The organism is Xanthomonas sp. NCPPB 3442 (genome assembly GCF_056725145.1).
Genome location: NZ_CM161514.1, coordinates 1,056,148 through 1,080,346 on the forward strand (window position 1 = coordinate 1,056,148; position 24,199 = coordinate 1,080,346).

The window sequence follows — 24,199 nt, forward strand, 5'->3', positions numbered from 1 at the left end:
GCATCAAGCGCGGCGGCGCCAGGTGCGCCGTCGCGATCTGCAAGGCCTGAGGGGGCGGGCAAGGACCGTGGCTGGGCCGGCCAACGGATTCGCATGGAGTGATGGCCGTACCAGGGGTGGCCGACAAGGACGCAGCGCACCGCACCGCGGCTACGCAGCGATTGCGCCGGCTGCGCCAAGCCTGATTCACGAAAAATACGAAGAGGACTTCACCGTGATCGACAAGAATTTCCGTCTCAACCCGCTGACCGGCGCCATCCTGATGATGGCCCTCGGTGCCTCTGGCACGCTCGCTGCCGCCCCCAAACTGCTGGTCAAGGAACCGACCCAGGCAGCCCCGGCCGGCGCAGCGTTCGGTAGCCGGTTGATCGTGCGCTACAAGGACAATACCGCCGCTGCAACCGATCGCAGCAGCAAGCTGAGCGCCGTGCAGGCCGCGGTGGGCCGCGTTGGCGCCAGTACCGGCGCGCGCAGCAGCGCTGCCGCCGCCAAGGCGACGTATGTGCGCAAGCTGGGCATCGGCTCGGACCTGATCAAGCTGTCCAGCACGCTGACCGCCGCGCAGGTGGATAAAGTGGTGGTCGAGCTCAAGAACGACCCATCCGTGGCCGACGTGCAGATCGACCGCATGCTGCGCCCGATCGATATCAGCAAAAGCCTGCCTGCCACCGACGTGAGCCCGCAGCTGGTTCCCAACGACCCGTTCTACGCCCAGTACCAGTGGCACCTGAGCAACCCCAACGGCGGCATCAACGCACCGGGCGCCTGGGATCTGTCGCAGGGCGCAGGCGTGGTGGTGGCGGTGCTGGATACCGGCATCCTGCCGGATCACCCCGATTTTGCCGGCAATCTCCTGCAGGGCTACGACTTCATCACCGACGCCGAAGTCTCGCGTCGTCCCACCGATGCGCGCGTGCCGGGCGCACTCGATTACGGCGACTGGGAAGAGGCCGACAACGTCTGCTACGCGGGCTCGCAGGCGCAGGAAAGTTCCTGGCACGGCACCCACGTTTCGGGCACCGTGGCCGAGGCGACCAATAACGGGGTGGGCATGGCGGGCGTCGCGCCGAAGGCGACCATCCTGCCGGTGCGCGTGCTCGGCCGTTGCGGCGGCTACACCTCCGACATCGCCGATGCGATCGTGTGGGCCTCCGGCGGCAGCGTCGACGGCGTGCCGGCCAACACCAATCCGGCCGAAGTGATCAACATGAGCCTCGGGGGCGGCGAGCCCTGCGATTCGGCCACCCAGCTGGCGATCAATGGCGCGGTGTCGCGCGGCACCACCGTGGTGGTCGCAGCCGGCAACAGCAGCGAAGATGCGGCCAACCATTCGCCGGCCAGCTGCAACAACACCATCACCGTTGGCGCCACGCGCATCACCGGTGGCATCGCCTACTACTCCAACTACGGCAGCAAGGTCGACCTCTCTGGCCCGGGCGGCGGCGGTAGCGTGGACGGCAATCCGGGCGGTTACGTCTGGCAGGCCGGGTACACCGGTGCGACCACGCCGACCTCCGGTAGCTATACCTATATGGGTCTAGGCGGCACCTCGATGGCCTCGCCGCACGTGGCCGGCGTCGTGGCGCTGGTGCAGAGCGCGGCCATCGGTCTGGGCGATGGCCCGCTGACCCCGGCTGCGGTCGAAGCGCTGCTCAAGCAGACCAGCCGCCCCTTCCCGGTGACTCCGCCGGCCAGCACCCCGATCGGCAGCGGTATCGTCGACGCCAAGGCCGCGCTGGAAGCGGTGCTGGAGGAGCCGTGCGACCCGGCCACCGAGAGCTGCGCGCCGAGCGCCATTGCGCTCACCAACAAGGCGCCTGTTGCTGGATTGAGCGGTACCGCCGGCAGCTCCACGCTGTACAGCTTCGAGGCCAAGGCCGGCGCCGTGCTCAGCTTCATGACCTACGGCGGCACCGGCGATGTGTCGATGTACGTCAGCTTCGAGGCCGAGCCCAGCGCCACAAGCTACGACGCCAAGTCGACCCGTCCGGGCAACAGCGAAACCGTGCGTTTCACTGCCCCCAAGGCCGGCACCTACTACATCAAGTTGGTCGGTGCGGCGAGCTACGCGAAGCTGACGCTCGTTGCACGACAGTAAGTAGCGAAATAGTGTGACCGATGCCCCCGGCCAATCGCCGGGGGCATTGTTTTTCAGGGCGTTTCAAATGCGTGCGGTTGATCGTCGCGGCAAACTGCTACAGTCGGCGCCGGACCAGTGGAGACGAGTGTGAACGCGGTTGCCGTCGATCCAATCGAGCATCGAAGTGCGGAGACGCGCATCGTCGATGCGCTGCTTGAACGCCGTCGTCTGAAAGACACCGATCTGCTGCGCGCGCGCCAATTGCAGGCCGAATCCGGCATGGGCCTGCTCGCCTTGCTCGGCCGTTTGGGTCTGGTGTCCGAACGCGATCATGCAGAAACCTGCGCCGATGTGCTTGGCTTGCCGTTGGTGGACGCACGCCAGCTCGGCGACACGCCGCCGGAAATGCTGCCGGAAGTGCAGGGGTTGTCGCTGCGCTTTCTCAAGCAATTTCATCTGTGCCCGGTCGGCGAACGCGATGGCCGGCTGGAACTGTGGATCGCCGATCCTTACGACGATTACGCCATTGATGCGGTGCGTCTTGCCACCGGCTGCACGTTGCTGTTGCAGGTGGGCCTGCGTTCGGAAATCGATGACCTGATCGAGCGCTGGTACGGCCAGGGCCGCAGTGCGATGGGCACCATCGTGGAAACCGCCGATGGCGATGCCAACAGCAGCGACGACATCGAAGCGCTGCGCGATCTGGCCTCCGAAGCGCCGGTGATCCGGCTGGTGAACCTGGTGATCCAGCACGCGGTGGAACTGCGCGCCTCCGACATCCATATCGAACCGTTCGAAAGCCGGCTCAAGGTGCGTTACCGCGTGGACGGCGTGTTGGTGGAAGGCGAAAGCCCGCCGGCCAAGCTCACTGCTGCAGTCATCAGCCGCATCAAGATCATGGCCAAGCTCAACATCGCCGAGCGCCGCCTGCCGCAGGACGGCCGCATCATGCTGCGCGTGCAGGGCAAGGAGCTGGACCTGCGCGTCAGCACCGTGCCCACCGCGCATGGCGAAAGCGTGGTGATGCGCCTGCTGGATCGCGAAACGGTGGTGTTCGACTTCTACAAGCTGGGCTTTACCGAAGACTTCTTGCCGCAGTTCCGCAAGGTGCTGGAGCAACCGCACGGCATCATGCTGGTCACCGGCCCCACCGGCTCGGGCAAGACCACCACGCTGTACACCGCGCTGAGCCAGCTCAACACCTCGGATGTGAAAATCATCACTGTCGAAGACCCGGTGGAATACCAGATCGAAGGCATCAACCAGATCCAGGCCAAGCCGCAGATCGGGCTGGATTTCGCCAACGCATTGCGCAGCATCGTGCGTCAGGATCCGGACATCATCATGATCGGCGAAATGCGCGACCTGGAAACCGCACGCATCGCGATCCAGTCCGCGCTCACCGGCCACCTGGTGCTGTCCACGCTGCATACCAACAACGCGGCCGGCGGCATCACCCGTCTGCTCGACATGGGCGTGGAGGATTATCTGCTCACCTCCACCATCAACGGCATCCTGGCGCAGCGCCTGGTGCGCAAACTCGACCTGGCCAACGCCGAGCGCTACGCCGCCTCGCCGGAAGAAATCGCCAGGTTCGACCTGCGTCGCCTGCAACCGGAGGGCGAGATCTTCCTGTATCGTCCGCGACCCTCGGCCACCGCGCCCACCGGTTATCTGGGCCGCACCACCATCGTCGAATTCCTGGTGATGAACGACGAATTGCGCCGTGCGGTGATGCGCCGTGCCGGCATGGGCGAAATCGAACAACTCGCCCGCCAGGCCGGCATGCGCACCATGTACGAAGATGGGCTGTCCAAGGCCCTGCGCGGCGAAACCACCATCGAAGAAGTCCTGCGCGTCACGGAGGATGCGTGATCGGTAAGGCGGCAGAAACACGCCTGGCAGGCACCGGACCAACGAACCGCCAGCACAGCCACCCGCTGGCTCCACTGTGCGTGGACAGCGATGCGTGCGCGATGTCGCCAATACGCAGCGATGTGCTTTTCCCGAATCCCGATTCCCGATTCCCCAATCCCGGCCTCCCAGCCTGATGCCCCTCTACCGCTACAAGGCCCTGGACGCCCACGGCGAAATGCTCGACGGCCAGATGGAAGCGGCCAGCGATGCCGAGGTGGCGTTGCGTCTGCAGGAACAGGGCCATCTGCCGGTGGAAACGCGCCTGGCCACCGGCGAAAACGATTCGCCGTCGCTGCGCATGCTGCTGCGCAAGAAGCCGTTCGACAATGCGGCGCTGGTGCAATTCACCCAGCAACTGGCCACGTTGATCGGCGCGGGGCAACCGCTGGACCGTGCGCTGTCGATTCTGATGGATCTGCCCGAAGACGAAAAAAGCCGGCGGGTGATCGGCGATGTGCGCGATACCGTGCGCGGCGGTGCGCCGTTGTCGTCCGCACTCGAGCGCCAGCACGGGCTGTTTTCCAAGCTGTACATCAATATGGTGCGCGCCGGCGAAGCTGGCGGCAGCATGCAGGACACGCTGCAGCGGCTGGCCGATTATCTGGAGCGCAGCCGTGCGCTCAGGGGCAAGGTGATCAACGCGCTGATCTACCCGGCCATCCTGCTGGCGGTGGTGGGCTGTGCGTTGCTGTTCCTGCTCGGTTACGTGGTGCCGCAATTTGCGCAGATGTACGAAAGCCTGGATGTGGCATTGCCATGGTTTACCCAGGCGGTGTTGAGCGTGGGCCTGCTGGTGCGCGACTGGTGGATCGTGCTGATCGTCGTGCCGGGCGTGCTGGGGCTGTGGCTGGATCGCAAGCGTCGCAATGCCGCGTTCCGTGCATCGCTGGACCAATGGCTGCTGCGCCAGAAGGTGGTCGGCAGCCTGATCGCCCGGCTGGAAACCGCACGCCTGACGCGCACCCTGGGCACCTTGCTGCGCAATGGCGTGCCGTTGCTGGCGGCGATCGGCATCGCGCGCAACGTCATGTCCAATCTGGCGTTGGTGGAGGATGTTGCCAATGCGGCCGACGACGTCAAGAACGGCCATGGCCTGTCGATGTCGCTGGCACGCGGCAAGCGCTTTCCGCGGCTGGCGCTGCAGATGATCCAGGTGGGCGAAGAATCCGGCGCATTGGACACGATGCTGCTCAAGACCGCCGACACCTTCGAGCTGGAAACCGCGCAGGCCATCGACCGCGCACTGGCCGCGCTGGTGCCGTTCATCACGCTGGTGCTGGCCTCGGTGGTGGGGCTTGTCATCATTTCGGTCCTGGTCCCGCTGTATGACCTCACCAATGCAATCGGCTGAGAGCGGAGCTCTGCGCAACGGTGCAGTCTTCACTTGGGCACAGCCGCTGCTCGGAATCGGCATGGCGCGCTCGTACACTGCACATCCCGCGCGTGTGCCGCGTCCAAGGGCCAAGCGCGCGCAATGCCCTGTCAGCCACGCGCTTGACCGGGCAGCGTATTCACCACAACGTTCCGGTGACCGCACGACACCCATGCGGGAACCTTTGCAATGCCCGCCGTGTCATGTGTTGGCGGCAGCATCCTTCATCGACGTGCAAGGAAATCGTTCATGATCAAGCGTTCTATCACCCGCAGTCCGTCGCGCGCAGGCCAGGCCGGTATGAGCTTGCTGGAAATCATCATCGTCATCGTGCTGATCGGTGCGGTGCTCACGCTGGTCGGCAGCCGCGTGCTGGGCGGTGCCGATCGCGGCAAGGCCAATCTTGCCAAGTCGCAGATCCAGACGCTGGCCGGCAAGATCGAGAATTTCCAGCTCGACACCGGCAAGTTGCCGAGCAAACTCGATGACCTGGTCACCCAGCCCGGCGACAGCAGCGGTTGGCTGGGCCCGTATGCCAAGCCGGCCGAACTCAACGACCCATGGGGCCACGCCATCGAATACCGCGCGCCCGGCGACGGTCAGCCGTTCGATCTGATCAGCCTGGGCAAGGACGGCAAGCCCGGTGGCAGCAGTTACGACGCGGACATCAAGTACCAATAAGCGCTCGCCATGCGCGTTGCGTGTCAGCCGTTGCGTCATCGGCATGGAGTGGTCGGCCCTGGTCGGGCACGCGCGCGTGGCACCTCGTTGCTGGAGATGCTGCTGGTGATCGCGTTGATCGCAATAGCCGGCGTGCTTGCTGCCGCAGCATTGAACGGCGGCATCGACGGCATGCGCCTGCGCACTGCCGGCAAGGCCATCGCCTCGCAGCTGCGCTACACGCGCACCCAGGCGATTGCCACCGGCACACCGCAGCGGTTTCTGATCGACCCGCAGCAGCGGCGCTGGGAAGCACCCGGCGGCCATCACGGCGATCTGCCGCCGTCGCTGGAAGTGCGCTTCACCGGCGCGCGCCAGGTGCAATCGCGGCAGGATCAGGGCGCGATCCAGTTTTTTCCGGATGGTGCGTCCACCGGGGGGCGCATCGATCTGCAGGTCAAGGACGCCCGATGGCGCGTGGACGTGGGCTGGATCACCGGCGAGGTGCGTTCGGGCCCCTTGCGGACGCCGGCGCCATGAAGCGTCAGCGCGGTTACACCCTGATCGAAGTGATCGTTGCCTTCGCGTTGCTGGCGTTGGCGTTGAGCCTGTTGCTGGGGTCGTTGTCCGGCGCCGCACGCCAGGTGCGCGCGGCCGATGAAAGCACGCGCGCCACCTTGCACGCGCAGTCGCTGCTGGCCGTGCAGGGCATCGACAAGCCGCTGCAGCCCGAGCAGCAGCAAGGCACGTTCGAAAACGGCCACTTTCGCTGGTCGATGGACGTGCGCCCGTACGACGAGCCACGGCGCAACCCGCAGGCGCCGATGTCGCCCGGCGCGCACCGGCTGCTGCAATTGACCTTGGTGGTGCGCTGGGGCGAGCAGCCCAATCAGATGCTGCAATGGCGCACGTTGCGGCTGGTGGCGGCCAACACGCAGGGCAGCCCGCCATGAGCCGTTCGCGCAGCGCAGGCTTCACCTTGATCGAAGTGCTGCTGGCCACGATGTTGCTGGTCGGTGGGTTGGCGTTGGCGTTTGCCACCTTGCGCTCGGCCAGTGCGGTGAGTCAGCGCGGCGAAGCGATCGCACAGCGCAGCGAGCGCGTACGTGCGGTGGAAGAATTCCTGCGGCGGCGGCTGGCCGCCGCATTGCCGATCGCCATGGGCATCGATACGCAAAGCCAGCAGCCGATCCTGTTCATCGGCGAGCCGCAACGCCTGCGCTTTGCCGCAGACGTGCCCGATTACCTGGGCCGCGGCGGGCCGTATCTGCACGACCTGTCGGTCGCCGGCGATGGCGATCGGCGCAACCTGCTGATTGCCTTGACCATGCTGCAGTCCGGCAAGTCGATCGAAGAAAGCAGCCCGCTGCCGCCGGAGACCCTTGCCCAAGGCGTGCAACAGGTGAGTTTTCGGTATCGCGGGATGGATCCGCAAACCGGGCGCCTGAGCGCATGGCTGCCGCAGTGGGAATGGCACGACCGCTTGCCGCTGATGGTGCGCATCGACATCCGCAGCGACGATGCCGCATGGCCGCCGCTGGTGGTGGCGTTGCCGCAATCCAGCAACCCGGGGGCAGGGCAATGAGTCGTTCGCGCGGTGCCGCGCTGGTGCTGGTGTTGTGGTTGATCGCATTGCTTACCGCGATGATCGGTGCGTTCGCGCTCACCGCGCGCGTGGAAGCGCTGCAGGGCAGCATGCTGCGCAACGGCGCGCAGGCGCAGGAGTACGCACGTTCTGGCCTGGAATACGCATTGTTTCGCTTGCAAGATGCCGACACCCAGGCACGCTGGCGCCCGGACGGCCGACGTTATCGCTGGCAGATGGACGATGCCAGCGTGGAGATTCGTATCACCGATGAAAGCGGCAAGGTGGATCTGAACATGGCCGAGCCCACCTTGCTCGCCGGTCTGGTGCGCGCGGTGGGCGGCGAGCAGGCCAGTGCCGGGCGCATCGCCGGTGCCATCGTCGATTGGCGCGATGGCGATTCGTTGAGCCAGCCCGGCGGTGGCGCGGAAGATCGCGATTACGCCGATGCCGGGCTGCCGTATGGCGCAAAAGACAGTCCATTCGAAACCCTGGGCGAACTGCGCCTGGTGTTGGGCATCGACGGCGAGCTGTATCGCAAGCTGTTGCCCAACGTCACGCTGTACAGCGGTCGTTCGCGGCCTGAAGCGCGTTTTGCGCCCGCCCCGGTGCTCACCGCGATGGGTCTGGACGCGCAGCAACTGCTGGCCCAGCGTGACGCGCCGCTGGGTTTGCCGGGCAGCGAGGCGACGGTCGGTGGGTCTGACACTTATAGTATCGAGAGCCGGGCGCGACTGAGTCAGGGACGCGAGGCCGTGTTGCGGGCGGTGGTGTCGACCAGCGCGTCCGCATTACCAGGGTCGGCGTATACCGTGTTGCGTTGGGAAGAGGGAGCAGCAGTGCAATGACCGCATGGCGGGACACCTTGGGTCGTATCGGCGTACGCGCCATGCCGGGAGCCGGAGGCTTCTGGCGTTGGTGGCAACAATCGCTGCTGGCCTGGCTGCCGCAGCGGTGGCAATGGCAGTTGGGCCTGTCGCAGGCACGCCTGCTGTTGCAACAGGATGGCGACACGCTGCAGTTGCTGCGCCAGCGCGATCACAGCTGCGACACCGTCGCCAGCCTGCCGTGGCCGGTGCATCCGCAGGAAGTCAATGGCTTGCTGCCGACAGCGCTTGAAGGCCTGCCGCGGCATTGGCTGTTGCCGGCCGCGCACGCCTTGCGCCGGCCATTGCGCCTGCCCGCAGCGGCAGCGGCGCGCCTGCAGGACGTGGCGCGTTTCGAGATCGATCGACAAACCCCGTTCACTGCCGACCAGGTGTATTTCGATGCGCGCGTGCTCGATGTGCGCGAAGACGGCCAGCTCGATGCCGAACTGGTGGTGGTGCCGCGACGCATGATCGATGGCCCGGCCGGTGTGCCGGACGCATGGAACAGCGCGCTGTCGGGCATCGATGTGACCGACGCCAATGGCCTGCCGTTGGGCGTGAACCTGCTGCCGCCGACGCGACGCCTGCGCCGCAGCGACCCGATGCAGCGCTGGAACCTGTTGCTGGCCGCCTCTGCGCTGGTGCTGCTGGCCGTTGCCGGCTGGCTGCTGCTCGACAACCGCCGTCAGGCCGCCGACGATCTGCGCGCCAAGGTGCAGGCCAACGCCGCGCGCGCGCGCAAGGTCGCTGCCGAACGGCAGCAATTGATGGACCTGGTCGAAGGCGCGCGGTTCTTCCAGCAGCAACGCGCCACCCGCCCGACCTCGGTCGAAATCTGGGACGAACTGAGCCGGCGCCTGCCCGGTGGCACGTATCTAGAAAAATTTTCGGTCGAAGGCGGGCAACTGCAGTTGATCGGATTGAGCAACGAAGCCTCTTCGCTGGTGCGTCGTCTGGAAGGCTCGCCGTTGTGGCGTACGCCGTCGTTGACCGGCGTGCTGCAGAGCGATGCCGGCCGGAATGTCGACCGTTTCACCATCACCGCCGAGCTTGCCGGCCCCGATGCGAAGGAGGCGGCCGATGCCACGCAGCGTTAAGCGCGATCGCTGGATCGCTTTGGGCCTGCTGTTGCTGGTGATCGGCGTGGCCTACCTGGTGCTGGTGCACCCATGGTTCACCCAACCGATGATCGCGGTGCAGGACGACCTGCAGGCGCTGCGCGAACGCGAGCTGCGCGTGCGCGTGCAATTGCAGCAGGCGCCGGAAGTCAGCAAGCGGCTGCAGCAGGCGCGGCAGACGCTGGAAAGCCGCCCGGGCTTCCTGCCGGAAACCTCGGCCGAACTCGCCTCCGCCGGGCTGGTGCAGCGGCTGGAACGCGCGGTGGTGGAGGCCAGTCCTGGCAACCGCAGCTGCGCCATCAGCAATCGCTCGCCGTTGCAGCCGGAGAGCAAGAACCGCTTCACCCGCGTGGCGGTGCAGGTGCGTCTGCGCTGCGGCACGCCGGAACTGGCCTCGGTGCTGTACAGCCTGGAAAACGGCACGCCGCGCTTGTTCGTGGACAACCTCAACGTGATGGCGCAGCGCTACCAGCTCTCGCCCAACGAAAGCGGCAACGGCCTGGATATCGCCTTCGAGCTGGCCGGCTATCTGCGCCCGGGCGCCAGCGCCGCACCGCTGAACAACGAGGCCGCACCTGCTGCCCCCAACGCCGCGGAGGCCAGCAATGCGCCTTGACATGATCGGCCTGCGCACCTGGCTGCTGGCCACCGTGGTCGGTTGGGCGCTGCTGGTGTGCGTGCTGGCCGTCGCCGGCCTGGGCAAGCGCGTCGAACTGCTGCCCGACGATCCGGCGCTGGTGCAGCGTCTGCCCACGTTGCCGGCACCGGCGCCGGAGCGCCTGGGCCCATTCGAGAAATATTCGGAAATCGCCGCGCATCCGGCGTTTGCCGAAGACCGCCTGCCGCATCCGTTCTTCCTGTCCGGCAACGATGGCAGCAGCGCCGCTTCGACAGTACGCCTGACCGGCGTGCTGCTGACGGACAACTTCAAGATGGCGACGTTGACCCTGGACCCGCAAGATTCGGTGCGCGTGCAGCTGGGCGGTGAAGCGGTGAAAGGCTGGCGCTTGCTCGCCCTGCAGCCGCGTAGCGCAACCATCGAAGGCCCCAGCGGCACGCAAACCCTGGAATTGCATGTGTTCAACGGCCAGGGCGGGCAGCCGCCCACCGCCAATGCCGCCGCACGGGGTGCCGCCACTGCCACCCCGCCGGTACCGTCCCCCGACGCTGCCGCACTTGCCCCGCCGCAGCCGCCGCAACCGCAACCGGTCGCGCCGGTGCAACAGCAACAGCCAGGCGGGCAGGCACCGCCAACCGTGCCGCCGCAGCGCAGCGATGGCGCGCAGGAAGCCCCACGCCCCTCCGACGATCAGATGCGTGCCATCCGCGAACGCATCGAAGCCCGACGCCGCCAGCTGCAACAGCAGCGCCAGAGCGGCTCTACCCCCGGTCAGACCCAATGAGTGAACGCATGACGCCGCGCCTGTTCCCCGTGTCCCTGCTGATTGGCCTGCTGGCCGGTTGCGCCACCACTCCGCCGCCGGACGTGCGCCGCAACGCGCGCCTGGATCCGCAAGTCGGTGCTGCCGGCGCCACCCAGACCGCCGCCGAGCAGGCTGCCGATGGCAACGCCAACGCCAGTGCCAAGCCCAGTCCGGTGATCCGGCGCGGCAGCGGCACCATGATCAACCAGGGCGCCGCGTCCGCGCCGGCGCCCACGCTGGGCATGGCCAGCAGCGGCAGTGCCACCTTCAATTTCGAAGGCGAATCGGTGCAGGCGGTGGTCAAGGCGATCCTGGGCGACATGCTCGGCCAGAACTACGTCATCGCGCCCGGCGTGCAGGGCACCGTGACCTTGGCCACGCCCAATCCGGTGTCGCCCGCGCAGGCGCTGAACCTGCTGGAGATGGTGCTGGGCTGGAACAACGCCCGCATGGTATTCAGCGGTGGCCGCTACAACATCGTGCCGGCCGACCAGGCGTTGGCCGGCACCGTGGCGCCCAGCACCGCATCGCCCTCTGCCGCACGCGGTTTCGAGGTGCGCGTGGTGCCGCTGAAGTTCATTTCCGCCAGCGAAATGAAAAAGGTGCTGGAGCCGTACGCGCGCCCGAATGCCATCGTCGGCACCGACCCGGCGCGCAATGTGATCACCCTGGGCGGCACTCGCGCGGAGCTGGAAAACTATCTGCGCACCGTGCAGATCTTCGACGTGGACTGGTTGTCGGGCATGTCGGTGGGCGTGTTTCCGATCCAGTCCGGCAAGGCCGAAAAGGTCAGTGCGGATCTGGAAAAGGTGTTCGGCGAGCAGAGCAAGACCCCCAGCGCCGGCATGTTCCGTTTCATGCCGCTGGAAAACGCCAACGCGGTGCTGGTGATCACCCCGCAGCCGCGTTATCTGGATCAGATCCAGCAATGGCTGGACCGTATCGACAGCGCCGGTGGCGGCGTGCGGCTGTTCTCCTACGAGCTGAAGTACATCAAGGCCAAGGACCTGGCCGATCGGCTTTCGGAAGTGTTCGGTGGCCGCAGCAACGGTGGCGATTCCAATGCGTCGCTGGCGCCGGGGTCGGAAACCAGCGTGCTCGGTGGCACGCTCGGCAACCGCGACAGCAGCCTGGGCAGCAGCTCCGGCATGACCGGCGGCAGCATCGGCGACAGCAGCGATGGCAGTTCGTCGGGCAGCGGTTTCGGCACCAGCGGTAGCAGCAGTGGTGGTCTGGGTAACGGCAGCCTGCAGCTGTCGCCGCGCAGCAATGGCAACGGCGCGGTGACGCTGGAAGTGGCCGGCGACAAGGTGGGTGTCTCGGCGGTGGCCGAGACCAATACCTTGCTGGTGCGCTCCACGCCGCAGGCATGGAGCTCGATCCGCGACGTCATCGAGAAGCTCGACGTGATGCCGATGCAGGTGCATATCGAAGCGCAGGTAGCCGAGGTCAACCTGACGGGCCAGTTGAGCTATGGCGTCAATTGGTATTTCGAGAATGCGGTCAATGCGGCCACTGACTCGAATAGCAACGGCCCGGGCTTCGGTGGAGGTGCAGGACTTCCCAGTGCTGCAGGGCGCAATATCTGGGGCGATATTGCCGGCAAGGTCACTGGTGACGGGGTGGCGTGGAGCTTCCTCGGCAAGAATGCCGCCGCAATCATCACTGCGCTGGACAAGGTCACCGACGTGCGTCTGCTGCAGACCCCGTCGGTATTCGTGCGCAACAATGCCGAGGCCACGCTCAACGTCGGCTCGCGCATCGCCATCAACTCCACCTCGATCAATACCGGCATCGGTGTGGATAGCAGCTATTCGTCGGTGCAGTACATCGATACCGGTGTGATCCTCAAGGTGCGCCCGCGTGTCACCAAGGACGGCATGGTGTTCCTGGATATCGTGCAGGAGGTCAGCAGCCCGGGCGATCGACCGACCGCGTGCTTGTCTGCAACCGCCACCATCAACGCGGCCGCCTGTAATGTCGACATCAATACGCGCCGGGTCAAGACCGAGGCCGCCGTGCAGAGCGGCGACACCATCATGTTGGCCGGCTTGATCGACGACAGCACCACCAATGGAAGCAATGGCGTGCCGTTCCTGAGCAAGTTGCCGGTGGTCGGTGCGCTGTTCGGCACCAAGAGCCGCACCAGCAACCGCCGCGAAGTCATCGTGCTGATCACCCCGTCGATCGTGCGCAACCCGCAGGAAGCGCGCAATCTCACCGACGAATATGGCCAGAAATTCAAGGCCATGGAACCTCTGAAACCCAGCCAGAAGCCGCAATGAGTGCAGCGCTGCCGGTCGTGCTGGTGCCGGTGGGCACCGACGACGAGGCGCTGGATGCGTGTCTGGGCGCATTGGATGCGGCCACGCCTGCAGGAACACGCGTGTGGCTGGCCGATGATGCGCAGGCCGGCCCGCGCGGGCGCGCAGTGATCGAACATTGGCTGGCACGCACGCCATTGCAGGCGCATTACACCCGTCGCCAGCGCATGCTGGGCGAGGTGGCGCATCTGGACGAAATGCTCAGCGCCTGCGGCGATGCCGACGTGGTGGTGCTGGGGTTGGATGCTTGCCCGTTGCCGGGGTGGTTGCGGCAGCTGACCGCGTGTTTTGCACGCGACGCCGCGATCGCCACCGCCACGCCATGGAGCAATGTGGGCGAGGCCTGCAGCTGGCCGCGGCTGGGCGAACTCAACCCGATGCCGGATTCATCCGAGCGGCTTGCGGCTGCCTGTGCCGCGATGCCGCCGCTGCACCCGGAACTGCCGTCGGCGATCGGGCATGCGGTGCTGTTGCGCGGAACGGCGCGGCGCAAGGCCGGTGGCCTGGACGCCAGCAGTTACGGCTCCTGGTACGCGGCGCTGGTGGATCTGAGCCTGCGCATGGGTGGGCTGGGCTGGCGTAACGTGCTGTGCGACACCGCCTTCGTTGCCTCCCCGCACGAGGGCCGCCCGGCCGAAGGCGACGTGGACGCGCTGGCTACCCGCTGGCCGGCCTGGCATGCGCGCCTGGCCAATTTCCTCATGCACGACCCGTTGCGCGCGCAGCGCGACCAGCTGACGCAACTCCTGGCGCACCTCCCGCCACCGGACCTGCAACGCGCGTTGTTCGACGCCTAGCGTCGCCGCCGGAACGACCTGCCCACCGCCAGGCACGGTGATCGTCCGCAATCTACATGGATCACGCAGGCACGACGACGTTCGTTATCCGATCATGCGCACATGGCAACTGCAGGTTCCACTCCGCTGCAGCCTCGCTGCTCTCGCGATCGCACGTGTCGCATGACCGGATCGATGTCGTGATGCCTGCATCAGGCGAAAGGCGGAACCACCGCCCAATCAGCAGCCGTGCCCCGTCGATGCCGCCGGCACGTCACCGATGCGTTCTGGCCGAAAACGTCATCCGGCCTATCAAGCAGCTTCGAATCTGCTGTTGATGACACCGAGGTGGCAGCAAAGCCGCACACACCACGAACGCAGCAATGCGGCACGCTCTTCAACGATTCCCAATTCCCAATTCCCAATTCCCAGTTCCCAATTCCCAGTTCCCAATTCCCAGTTCCCAATTCCCAGTTCCCAATTCCCAGTTCCCAATTCCCAGTTCCCGATTCCCGCCCCTAAAAAGCAGACCGCGTCGGCGCCTCGGTCCGCACCACCACATCCAATGCGTCGTGGCGCCAGGATTCGATATCCAGTTCCACCGCGCGGCCGTCTTCGGCAAAGCTGATCCGCTGCAGCCGAAAACACGGCGTGCCGGGCGTGGACTGCAGCAGCATCGCCTGTGTCGCGTCCAATCCGGCAGGATGCATCGACAGCTGCGCGCGGCTCAGGAACAGTCCCAGCCGCTGGTTGAACACGCTGGACAGCGACCCTGCCAGATCGTGTTCGAGCAGGCCCGGCGCCCAGTCCGCAAGCACCACATTCGTTTCCAGCAGCACTGCGCGGCGGTCGATCCAGCGCCGACGTTGCAGGACGAACACCTCGTCGTACGGGCTGTCCAGTCGCAACGCCGCGGCGTAAGCCGCGCCCGCGACCTGCCGGGTGGCGCTCAATAATTCAGTGCGCGGCTTGCGTCCTTGCGCCGCCACGTACTGCATGAAGCCGGCGATGCTGGTGGGGTCGTAGCGCACGCGCGGCGCGCTGACGAACCAGCCGCGGCGGTTTTCGCGATAGATGCGGCCTTCGGCTTCAAGCTGCTGCAGCGCTTCGCGCAGCGTGATGCGGGTGCAGGAAAATCGCTCGGCCAACGCGCGTTCCACCGGCAGGCGTTGATCCGGTCCCCATTCGCCGGCAGAGATTTGTGCGGAGATCGCTTCGGTGATGGTGTGTTGGCGCGACACGCTCATGCGGCGAACCGCAGGCGGAAGACGCAGGGCGTGAGCAAGGCAATGAGGTGGCAGGCGTGCATGTTGCGATGGTAAAGAAGAACGCGCGCACAAACCGCGACCGGCTTAGCGTGCGACGGCCAGGTTCTGTTTCTGTTGGGTTTTCCAGCTATGCCAGCCGTACACCGCAAGCGCCACGAAGCCTGCGTAGAGCAGGGCAGTAGGGTACAGCCCCTTGCTGATGAAGACGCCGACGTAGACGCAGTCGAGCACGATCCACAATACCCAGTTGGCGATGCGCTTGCGTGCTGCCCACACGCTGGCCACCAGGCTGAAACTGGCCAGCGCCGCGTCCAGCCACGGCAGCACCGCATCGGTGCGGTAATGCATATAGGCGCCGAGCGCCGCAGCGAACGCCGCGCCGATGCCCAGCGAAAGCCAGCGTTCGGCGGACGGCATCGGCAGCGGGCGTATCCGCGTGTCTGCAGCGTTGCCGGGTTGCCAGTGCCACCATCCGTAGAGCTGGGTCAGCACGTAGACCCCTTGCAGCAGCATGTCCGAGTACAGCTTCCACTGGTAGAACAGCCACGCATACAACGCCACCGCCACGATGCCCACCGGCCAGCACCAGCGAATGCGCCGCGCGGTGAGCCACACGCCCAGCAGGTTGATCACGACAGCGATGGATTCGAGCAGCGACATGCGGTACCTGGTGCGTGATAGGTCAACGTGTTGCGGCGTAGGAGGCGTTGGGACGACGGTGCATACAGTTCAGCCTTGGAACACGGCACCTCGTCGTCCACGAGCACAATCCGCAGGCGAGCTGGCAGCGCCGGTGACCGGCTGTCGACGCTGCCCGACAGCGCATTCCCCGTCATTCCTGTGCATGCACGGCAGGGCGCGCAATGTGTGCCTACAGTGCAGGTTAGAAATCCACCTGCACCGTCAGCCGTACGGTGCGCGGCGCACCGGGGAACAGATACGCATCGCCCTGATATTCGCCGGAATCGCGCCAATAGCGCTTGTCGAACACGTTGTCCACGTTCACGCGCCAGGTGGTCGCCAGCCCGCCCAGCGCCGTGGCGTAGCGGGCACCCAGGTTGGCGACGGTGTAGGCCGGCACGCTGGCGTTGCCGAGGCGGTCGGCAAACTTGCGCCCGCTGTATTGCACACCGCCCAGCAGGGCCAGACCATCGATACCGGGCACGCTGTAATCGGCCTGCACGCTGGCGCGCAGCTTGGGCACGTTGATCGCCTGATGGCCTTCGTACTCGGCAATGTCGGTGTCCTCTGCACGCGCGCGGATTGCCGCGACGCTGGCGAACAGACGCAGCTGCCGGGTCGCCGCACCGTCGGCAGATAGCTCCAGGCCGCGGTTGTGCAGGCGGCCCTGCTGCACATAGAGCAGACCGCCATCGGCCTGCGGTTGGGTGAACTGATAGGCCTGGCGGATGTCGAACAGTGCCGCGCCCAGACGCAGGCCCTGCAGGTCGATCTTTGCGCCGGTTTCCAGTTGGTACGCATTGGTGGGCGGCAGGATCTGGTCGGCGTTGTCGGCAAACCACGGCGCCGTGCCGCCGGCCGCCAGGCTCTTGGCGTAGCTGGCATACAGCGACATGTTCTGCTGCGGTTTGAACAGCAGCGCCGCCTGCGGCAGTACCGTGTCTTTGCGCGTGCGTCGCTCCAGCAGGCCGTCGCGATCGAAGCTGCGTTCGTCCAGTTGCACGTAGCGCGCGCCAAGCGACAGTTCCCACTGCGCGCCCAGGCCGATCCGGTCGGCCATGACCAGCGCGCGTTGGCGGCTGTCCAGACGGCGCTGCTTGGGGTCCAGCGCAACATCCGTCTGCGCAAAGACCTCCGGGTCGCGATCGATGCTGCCGCTGCCGACGAATTCGTTGACCGAACCAAAACGGTCGACGGTGCGGCGCAGCCACTCGCCGCCCATGCTCAGGTGTTGCTCCAGCGCGCCGGTCGCGACGTGGCCTTCGAGCGTGGCACGCAGCTGATCGTGTATGCGGGTGTCGTCGGGGCTGCGGTAATCGTAGATGTCGTATTCGCCCTGCGCGCTGAAGAAGTTCGGCGTGGCGATGTCGGCGCAACTTGCCGCGCCATAACAGCCCCAGGCGAATGCAGAGAAATCGTTGATCTTCGAGCGACTGCGCGATGCTTCGGCGGTGGCGCGCCAGTCGTCGTTGAACTGGTAGGCGTAACGCAGCTGCGCGTTGAGCGCATCCATTTCCACCGGCCGCGCCCACGGCTGGTAGCCGAGCAGGCGGTGCACATCGATATCGCGCGGTACCTGCGTGCCGCCCAGCAGTTGATAGCCGGGCACCGAGCGCTGTTGCCGGTGCTGATACTCCACGTCCAGCTGCAGCAGCGCCTGCGGGGTGATCTTCCAGTCGCCGGCCAGCGACAGGAAATTGCGGTAGCCGTCGGCGTGATCGACATAGCTGTCGATGTCTTCGCGTGCGGCGTTGACGCGTAAGCCCAGCGTGCGTTCGGCACCGAACCAGTCGCCCAGATCGGCGGCGACATAGCGCGAGCCCTGTTCGTCTGTGCCCAGGGTGACACTGCGCACGTGCTCGGGTCGCTTGGTGCGGTAGTCGATCAGTCCGGCCGGTTCGTTGACGCCCGATTGCAGCCCGGCCAGGCCCTTGAGCAGTTGCACCTGCTGTTTGTTTTCCAGTGCGATCGATTGTTCGCCCACCGCGCTCATGCCGTTGATGCGGTAACTGTTGGCGGCATTGAGCGAATAGCCGCGCACCACGAAGTTTTCGTAATAGCCGATCGGCGCATACGCATCGCCGGAAGAGGCATCGGCGCGCAAGACCTCGCTGAGTACGCGTGCCTGGCGATCAAGCAATTGCGCACGATCGATGATCGCGATCGAGGCGGGGGCGTCCAGCAGCCGGGTGGCGCCAAATCCGCTCAATGCCGTGCTGGTCTGCGCGCGCTCGCCACGCACGTTGACCGTGTCCAGTTCGACCGCATCGGCGCCGGGTTGTTGCTGCGCCAGTGCGGGGGCGCAGCACAATGCCAGTGCAAGCGCGAGCGGGCAGCGGGACAGCAGGGGGAAGGCAACGGACATTGGGCAGGACTCGACAGAGAAAGGAAAGTGCTCACGGCAGCCGGCGCGCACGTGCGTGCAGATGCGCGAGCAGGTGCTGGCCATCGGTGCTGGCGAACCAGTCCGCGTGGCCGAGCAGATAGCGGTGATAGGCGATATCGACATTGGCGGGCGAACGCGTGATGCCGGCGAAATATTCCATTTCGCTCAAGGCGAAGTCGGCATGAACGATCGGCAGCAGCGCAGCCAGGCGGTGCAAGTGGTTTGCGTCCAGTGGGCGATGCTGCGCGTAGCCCTCCAGCAGCGCGTCGAGCTGGTCGAGCTCGGCCTGCGCGCGTGCGCCGGTGTCCAGCCGCAACCAGGGGATGAGGTTGCGTTCGATCGCGGTGGCCAGATCGAATAGCGCGCTGCTGCAATCGCTCAATCCGAAATCGAAGATGGCGCTGACGCGGGTGGCTCCGTCGGTGGTGTCCCACAGCAGGTTGGACGCATGCCAATCGCCGTGGGTCCACAGCGGCGGTAGCGCGCCTGGCGCAGACAGCAGCGGCCACGCCTGCGCATGCCAGGGCAGCAGGTGGGTGGCCAGATCGTCTGGCCAGGGGCGGTCCTGAAGGGCTGCTGCAAGGTGCGGCCGCGTTGGCAAGGCATCGTGCAACGCCTGCAGGGGGTCTGCCTGGGCAAACAATCGCAGATTGGCGACCAGCACGCTGGTGGAGCGTGCCGGCGCATCGAAACCCTGGGCCGCGCAATGCAGCTGCGCCAACGCGGCGCCGGCCGCCCGCGCATGCGCAACATCGGAGAACGGTGTCCATGACAATGCATCGCGGTAGAGGTCGTGCCCCGCACCCACCCGCTGCACTTCGTACACCCAATCGGCGTGCGCCAGCGCAGTGCGGCCCCGGGCGTCGTGCAGCACCTCCACCACCGGCGCGCCGGCCCAGCGCAGGTGGGCCATGAAGCTGTGTTCCTCGCGCAGCGCGGCTACGCTGCGCACGCTGCAGTGGTGGCGTTTGACGATGACCGGGCCGCTTGCAGTGTCCACGCAGGCCGCTGCCGAGAACGGGCGCGCGCTATGCCAGCGCACCGCAGTGAGGTGGCCCACCGCCGCAAACCGCTGCAGCACGCGATGGATTTCATCGGTGGTCAGTACTGGCCAGTCCGGCAATGCCAGTTCCAGGCTCATGCCATGCACCTGATGCGGCACGTTCATGGCCTGACTCCCGACGGGCGCGGCAACCGTGCTGCGCCGGTGAGTGGTATAGACCAGGTTATCGGGAGTAAGGCGGCGGACGCGGCGCGCGCGCCGGCAAGAACAAGAACGGCGCTGCCGGGCCGTTGTCGCATCGCATCCGCCATCAGGTCGCGGCGATGCAAGCAATGAAAAGGCAGCGCGAAACCGCAAGGTCGCTAACCGTCATCTCAACAATCAGGTGTGGGAGTGCACCAAAAGCAACCTGCAACCCGGCTGGCGATCAGGTGCAGCGGGCGACGCGCTCTGACGCAGATGTACTCCTGGTACATGCATCGCGTGCTGCCCGCGCTTGCCTGGCTGCGCAGTCGGTTTGCCGGTTGCACAAAAGTGTGGCAACGGAAACCGCGTGCGGCTCCGGGCGCGCAGTATGCGCCTTGCGGCGGTGGGTCGCCATGCTGCAAGGCGCGTTCGCGCCCGGGCACTGCGTGCAAGCGGAAGCGTGGCGCAGTTCCAATCGCGTCCGGACGTCGGCGCGATGCGGCCGCGGCAGCGCCTGTCGCGCAGCGAGCGTCGGCCAATCCAAGATGGCGCTGCGCCGCTCCGGCACCGGATAATGGCCGGATGACTCCCGTCCAGATCGCCGCCGTCGTCGTCACTTATGAAAGCAGCAGCACCATCGATGCGTGCCTGTCGCGATTGCGCGCGGCCGAGGGCATCAGCGAGATCCGCGTGGTCGACAACGCTTCCAGCGACGACACCCTGGAAGTGGTGCAGCGTCATGCCCTGGCCGATGCGCGGCTGCATTTCATCGCCAATCCCGACAACCCTGGTTTTGCGACTGCCTGCAACCAGGGCGCGCGCGATTCGCAGGCACCCTGGCTGGTCTTCATCAACCCGGACCTGATGGTCGCGCGCGATACCTTGCTACAGCTGTACGACCGGGCAGCGGGACATCCGGCGGTGTTGCTGGGGGTGGAGCAGGTGGATGAGCAGGGGCGCCCGGATGCGGCCGTGCGCCGCCGCGACCCTGACTTCGCCGCGATGCTGCGCGCGCCGCGCGCCGCCGCCAATCTGGCGGTGGCGGCCGATCCGTCGCGCGCCTTGCAGCCGGTGGATGCCATTTCCGGGGCGTTGATGCTGATGCAGCGCAGCCTGTTCGACCGGCTGGGCGGCTGGGACGGCAATTACCGGCTGCATGCTGAAGACCTGGATCTGTGCCGGCGCGCCCGCCAGGCCGGTGCCCTGGTGGCGGTGGCCAACGATCTTCAAGTGCTCCACGTACGCGGAGTCTCCAGCCGCGCGCGGCCGTTCTTTGTGGAGTGGCACAAACATCGTGGATTGTGGCGCTATTTTCGTAAATTCGAGGCCGATCGACGCGGGCTGCCGACGCGGCTTGGCGTGTGGCTTGCGATCTGGATCCACGCAGTGGCCCAGGTGCCGCGTTTGTTGCAAAACAAATGAGTTGGATCGCGTTAAATTTGTGATAAGTCGGTGATGGGGCGCCGGCCGCAACTGTGATACGTTTCGCCCCGAAGTGTGATCAACCCTAGCTTCCTGTCCCTTCCGGGTCCCCCATCAGGAATCGTGCAATGTCTTTACAGAACGACCCGCAAAGGCGGGTACGTCGGTCGTGCGCTACCCCGCTGCAGTCCAGTTCGATTGCCTCGCCGTGTCATCCCAATCCAACCCAACCGCGTGCGCTGTCGGTCCTGGCATCGGCGCTTGCACTGAGCTGTGTGCTGGCCGCATTGCCGGGCACCGCATTGGCCGGTGCGTGGACCCAGCCGCAGGGCGATACCCTGGTGATCGTCAAGGCGCTGCATAGCGATGGCCGCGGGTGGTTCGACGACAGCCACCACCGCACGACCTTCGGCGACGGCCAGCAGTTCGATGGCAATGGCCGCAGCCGTCAGGACCAGCTCAACGTCTACGTCGAGCATGGTCTGACCGAAAAGCTCAGCTTCATCGGCAACTTCTATTTCAACGACGTGGGTTTCAGCAACCACGATGCCGTCAACGGCCGTCAGCAAACCACGACGACCGGTTTTGCCGATCAGGAAATCGGCTTGCGCTATGCGTTGCCGAGCGCGCAGAACGATGTCTGGCGCAGTGCCGTGCAGGCCCTGGTGAGCATCCCCGCGTATGGGCGCAGCAAGACCTACCACCCGAACAATCCTTCTGCCAATTCCGACCCTGCGCTTGGCCTGGGCGACTATGGCCTTGAGCTGCGCTACAGCCGCGGCCGTGGCTACACGCTGGGCGGCCGCAACGGCTATGTCGATCTGGGGGGTGCGGTCCGCCTGCGCGGAAGCGCGGCGTCCGACGAACTGCGGGTAGACGCGTCCACAGGTCTGAGTCTGACCCCGAGTTGGCTGCTGTTGGGCGAACTCAATGTGATCCAGGGGTTGGGCAACGGGCGTGGCAACTTCGATGTTGCCGGTAGCGGTGGCGGCGTGGGCTTCGTCGCCACCGGCACCAACTACGATCTCACCAAGTTGCAGTTGTCCACGCTGTACACGGCGCCGGGTGGCAGCCAATGGCAGGTGGGGTATCAGCAGCCGGTGATGGGGCGCAACACCGGTGCCGCGGGCGGGCCATTCGTGGCCGCCTGGTGGCGTTTCTGAGGGGCCGCACATGACGGTCACCTGCGAAACGGACGCGCTGGGACGAGCACCGGACATCGGCCGCGAACGCGGTCTGCTGGGTCGTGCGCTGGTGTCGGCAGGCGTCATCACCGATGAACAGCTGCGCTCGGCGCTGGCCTTGCAGCAACGCTGGAATTCGCGCCTTGGCGATGTGATCCTGGCCCAGCGCGGCGTGCCGGCGCAGCGGTTCTACGCCATCGTTGCCGCGCACTTCGGGCTGCAATTCATCGATCTGGTGCAGCAGCCGCCGGATCCTGCGCTGCTCACCCCCGGCGATCTGGATAGCTACGCGCAGCGCCTGGTGTTGCCGTGGCGGCGCGAGGACGGTGTGCTGGTGCTGGCGGTAGCCGATCCGGATCCGGCCTTGTTCGCCTGGGCACGTGCCCATTACGGCGAAGACGTGCGCTTTGTCGGTACCGCCAAGTTCGACATCATCTGGAGCCTGCAGCGCTATGCCGACGAGCAGCTCACCGACAACGCGCTGAACCTGCTTGCGGCGCATGCGCCGACGTATTCGGCACGCCAGGTCATCACGCGCGGGCAGAAGTTCGCGTTGTGGGCGTTGGCGGCGGTGATGCTGGCGACGTTGGTGCTGTTCCCGGTGCCGGCCCTGATTGCCGTCAACGTGCTGGTGGCGCTGGGCTTTCTGGCCACCTTCGGGTTGAAGTTGCTGCTGGTGTGGTTCGGCTCGCGCCATCGCATCGACATCAAGGTCACCGAAGACGAGGTGGCCGCGCTGCGCGACGACGACCTGCCGGTCTATACCGTGCTGGTGCCGATGTACAAGGAGCCGGAAGTCCTGCCGATCCTGGCCAACGCGCTGCGCAAGCTGGATTACCCGATCAGCAAGCTGGACGTGAAGCTGGTCCTGGAAGCGGACGACATCGACACCATCGAAGCGGCCAAGAAACTCGGCCTGGAAGCGTTCTTCGAAATCATCCGGGTGCCGCCGTCGCAGCCCAAGACCAAGCCCAAGGCCTGCAACTACGCACTGCATTTTGCGCGTGGGCAGCTGCTTACCATTTACGACGCCGAAGACAAGCCCGAGCCGGACCAGCTCAAGCGCGTGGTGGCGGCATTCCGCAAGGCCGAAAAGGATGTGGTGTGCATCCAGGCGCGGCTGAACTACTACAACGCCGACGAAAACTGGCTGACGCGGATGTTCACGCTGGAGTACACGCTCTGGTTCGACTTCTACCTGCCGGCGCTGGAATACCTGCGCATTCCGATTCCGTTGGGTGGCACCTCCAATCACTTCCGTCTGGACGTATTGCGCCAGGTGCGCGCGTGGGATCCGTACAACGTCACCGAAGACGCCGATCTGGGCGTGCGGCTGATCCAGAACGGATACCGCGTCAACGTGGTCAATTCCACCACCTTCGAAGAAGCCAACGTCAGCATTCCCAACTGGATCCGGCAGCGGTCGCGCTGGCTCAAGGGCTATATGCAGACCTGGCTGGTGCACATGCGCGACCCGGTGCATCTGTATCGCAGCACCGGCTTCAAGGGATTTTGGGGGTTCCAGTTCTTCATCGGCGGCGGTTTTTTCACCGCATTGGGCGTGCCGGTGCTCTGGGCGTTGTACGCGGCGTGGGCGCTGACCGGCACCACGATGTTCGAGCGCTTCTTCCCGCCGTGGCTGGCGGGGGTCTCGCTGGTCAATCTGCTGCTGGCCAATGCGTTCTTCATCTACATCACGCTGGTTGCAGCGTTCAAGCGCGACTACTTCAAGCTGGCGCCGTACGCACTGACGGTGCCGTTCTACTGGGCGTTGCAGTCGATCGCCGCCTACAAGGGTCTCTGGCAGCTGATCCACAATCCGTTCTATTGGGAGAAGACCACGCATGGCATCAGCAAGCATTCGGAAAACGAGCGCCGCGCCGCACTCGAAGAGTGAGCCGGTTGCGCAGCGTCGCGAGAGCGGGCTGCCGGCGTTTCTCATCG

Annotated in this window: 20 protein-coding genes; 16 read left to right on the plus strand and 4 right to left on the minus strand. The window is 65.8% G+C overall.

Translation table 11 applies throughout. The annotated features are described in order from the left end of the window. The first annotated feature begins 214 nt into the window (after positions 1 to 214). The 13 genes from AC1POX_RS04735 to AC1POX_RS04795 all read left to right on the plus strand — a co-directional run bounded on the left by AC1POX_RS04735 (position 215) and on the right by AC1POX_RS04795 (position 14,146). Positions 215 to 2,098 (plus strand): diffusible signal factor-reguated S8 family serine peptidase, encoded by a 1,884-nt coding sequence (locus AC1POX_RS04735; RefSeq protein WP_008576211.1) that lies wholly within the window; start codon positions 215 to 217, stop codon positions 2,096 to 2,098. A gap of 129 nt (positions 2,099 to 2,227) precedes the next feature. Continuing rightward, positions 2,228 to 3,955, plus strand: a complete 1,728-nt coding sequence (gene gspE / locus AC1POX_RS04740; RefSeq protein ID WP_014091052.1) for a type II secretion system ATPase GspE — start codon at positions 2,228 to 2,230, stop codon at positions 3,953 to 3,955. A gap of 175 nt (positions 3,956 to 4,130) precedes the next feature. After that, entirely contained in the window at positions 4,131 to 5,348 is a 1,218-nt protein-coding gene (gene xpsF, locus AC1POX_RS04745; protein WP_003490504.1) for a type II secretion system protein XpsF, read from the plus strand. A gap of 270 nt (positions 5,349 to 5,618) precedes the next feature. Then, the gene (gspG, locus tag AC1POX_RS04750; protein WP_003490502.1) at positions 5,619 to 6,050 is read left to right on the plus strand and encodes a type II secretion system major pseudopilin GspG; all 432 of its coding nucleotides are present in this window, start codon (positions 5,619 to 5,621) and stop codon (positions 6,048 to 6,050) included. A gap of 9 nt (positions 6,051 to 6,059) precedes the next feature. Beyond that, a complete protein-coding gene (xpsH, locus tag AC1POX_RS04755) occupies positions 6,060 to 6,569 on the plus strand; it encodes a type II secretion system protein XpsH (protein ID WP_031424347.1) in 510 nt (169 codons plus the stop codon). Then, entirely contained in the window at positions 6,566 to 6,982 is a 417-nt protein-coding gene (xpsI, locus tag AC1POX_RS04760) for a type II secretion system protein XpsI (protein WP_127167892.1), read from the plus strand. Before xpsH ends, xpsI begins: the two co-directional genes overlap by 4 nt. Further along, positions 6,979 to 7,614: a type II secretion system protein J gene (locus AC1POX_RS04765; protein ID WP_218507103.1), complete on the plus strand. Its 636-nt coding sequence runs from the start codon at positions 6,979 to 6,981 to the stop codon at positions 7,612 to 7,614. Before xpsI ends, AC1POX_RS04765 begins: the two co-directional genes overlap by 4 nt. Beyond that, positions 7,611 to 8,462 (plus strand): type II secretion system minor pseudopilin, encoded by an 852-nt coding sequence (locus AC1POX_RS04770; RefSeq protein WP_005913507.1) that lies wholly within the window; start codon positions 7,611 to 7,613, stop codon positions 8,460 to 8,462. The genes AC1POX_RS04765 and AC1POX_RS04770 overlap by 4 nt, the downstream gene beginning before the upstream one ends. After that, the gene (locus tag AC1POX_RS04775) at positions 8,459 to 9,580 is read left to right on the plus strand and encodes a PilN domain-containing protein (RefSeq protein WP_005913509.1); all 1,122 of its coding nucleotides are present in this window, start codon (positions 8,459 to 8,461) and stop codon (positions 9,578 to 9,580) included. Before AC1POX_RS04770 ends, AC1POX_RS04775 begins: the two co-directional genes overlap by 4 nt. Next, positions 9,564 to 10,217 carry a type II secretion system protein GspM gene (gene gspM, locus AC1POX_RS04780; RefSeq protein WP_005913511.1) on the plus strand — a complete coding sequence of 218 codons (654 nt, stop codon included), beginning with the start codon at positions 9,564 to 9,566 and terminating at the stop codon, positions 10,215 to 10,217. Before AC1POX_RS04775 ends, gspM begins: the two co-directional genes overlap by 17 nt. Further along, positions 10,207 to 11,004 carry a type II secretion system protein XpsN gene (xpsN, locus tag AC1POX_RS04785; protein WP_014091051.1) on the plus strand — a complete coding sequence of 266 codons (798 nt, stop codon included), beginning with the start codon at positions 10,207 to 10,209 and terminating at the stop codon, positions 11,002 to 11,004. Before gspM ends, xpsN begins: the two co-directional genes overlap by 11 nt. Continuing rightward, a complete protein-coding gene (gene gspD, locus AC1POX_RS04790) occupies positions 11,001 to 13,310 on the plus strand; it encodes a type II secretion system secretin GspD (RefSeq protein ID WP_014091050.1) in 2,310 nt (769 codons plus the stop codon). Before xpsN ends, gspD begins: the two co-directional genes overlap by 4 nt. Beyond that, on the plus strand, positions 13,307 to 14,146 hold the full coding sequence (locus tag AC1POX_RS04795) for a glycosyltransferase family 2 protein (protein ID WP_372356802.1): 840 nt from the start codon (positions 13,307 to 13,309) through the stop codon (positions 14,144 to 14,146). Before gspD ends, AC1POX_RS04795 begins: the two co-directional genes overlap by 4 nt. A 497-nt stretch (positions 14,147 to 14,643) precedes the next feature. On the opposite strand, the gene AC1POX_RS04800 is transcribed toward AC1POX_RS04795, so the two are convergent. The 4 genes from AC1POX_RS04800 to AC1POX_RS04815 form a co-directional block, all read right to left on the minus strand. After that, positions 14,644 to 15,372 carry a UTRA domain-containing protein gene (locus AC1POX_RS04800; protein ID WP_008573738.1) on the minus strand — a complete coding sequence of 243 codons (729 nt, stop codon included), beginning with the start codon at positions 15,370 to 15,372 and terminating at the stop codon, positions 14,644 to 14,646. A gap of 105 nt (positions 15,373 to 15,477) precedes the next feature. Further along, the gene (gene pnuC, locus AC1POX_RS04805; protein ID WP_008573740.1) at positions 15,478 to 16,053 is read right to left on the minus strand and encodes a nicotinamide riboside transporter PnuC; all 576 of its coding nucleotides are present in this window, start codon (positions 16,051 to 16,053) and stop codon (positions 15,478 to 15,480) included. A 223-nt stretch (positions 16,054 to 16,276) separates the two neighbouring features. Beyond that, complete coding sequence (locus AC1POX_RS04810; RefSeq protein ID WP_372356803.1) at positions 16,277 to 18,439, minus strand: TonB-dependent receptor; 2,163 nt, start codon at positions 18,437 to 18,439, stop codon at positions 16,277 to 16,279. Between the two features lie 31 nt (positions 18,440 to 18,470). Beyond that, positions 18,471 to 19,628 (minus strand): phosphotransferase enzyme family protein, encoded by a 1,158-nt coding sequence (locus AC1POX_RS04815; RefSeq protein WP_218497177.1) that lies wholly within the window; start codon positions 19,626 to 19,628, stop codon positions 18,471 to 18,473. Positions 19,629 to 20,231: 603 nt separating this feature from the next. On the opposite strand from AC1POX_RS04815, the gene AC1POX_RS04820 reads away from it, so the two are divergent. The 3 genes from AC1POX_RS04820 to AC1POX_RS04830 all read left to right on the plus strand — a co-directional run bounded on the left by AC1POX_RS04820 (position 20,232) and on the right by AC1POX_RS04830 (position 24,152). Further along, complete coding sequence (locus tag AC1POX_RS04820; RefSeq protein WP_218555168.1) at positions 20,232 to 21,071, plus strand: glycosyltransferase family 2 protein; 840 nt, start codon at positions 20,232 to 20,234, stop codon at positions 21,069 to 21,071. Positions 21,072 to 21,199: 128 nt separating this feature from the next. Beyond that, positions 21,200 to 22,234 (plus strand): hypothetical protein, encoded by a 1,035-nt coding sequence (locus AC1POX_RS04825; protein WP_033478778.1) that lies wholly within the window; start codon positions 21,200 to 21,202, stop codon positions 22,232 to 22,234. A 10-nt stretch (positions 22,235 to 22,244) separates the two neighbouring features. Next, entirely contained in the window at positions 22,245 to 24,152 is a 1,908-nt protein-coding gene (locus AC1POX_RS04830) for a glycosyltransferase family 2 protein (RefSeq protein WP_372356804.1), read from the plus strand. Positions 24,153 to 24,199: the final 47 nt, after the last annotated feature.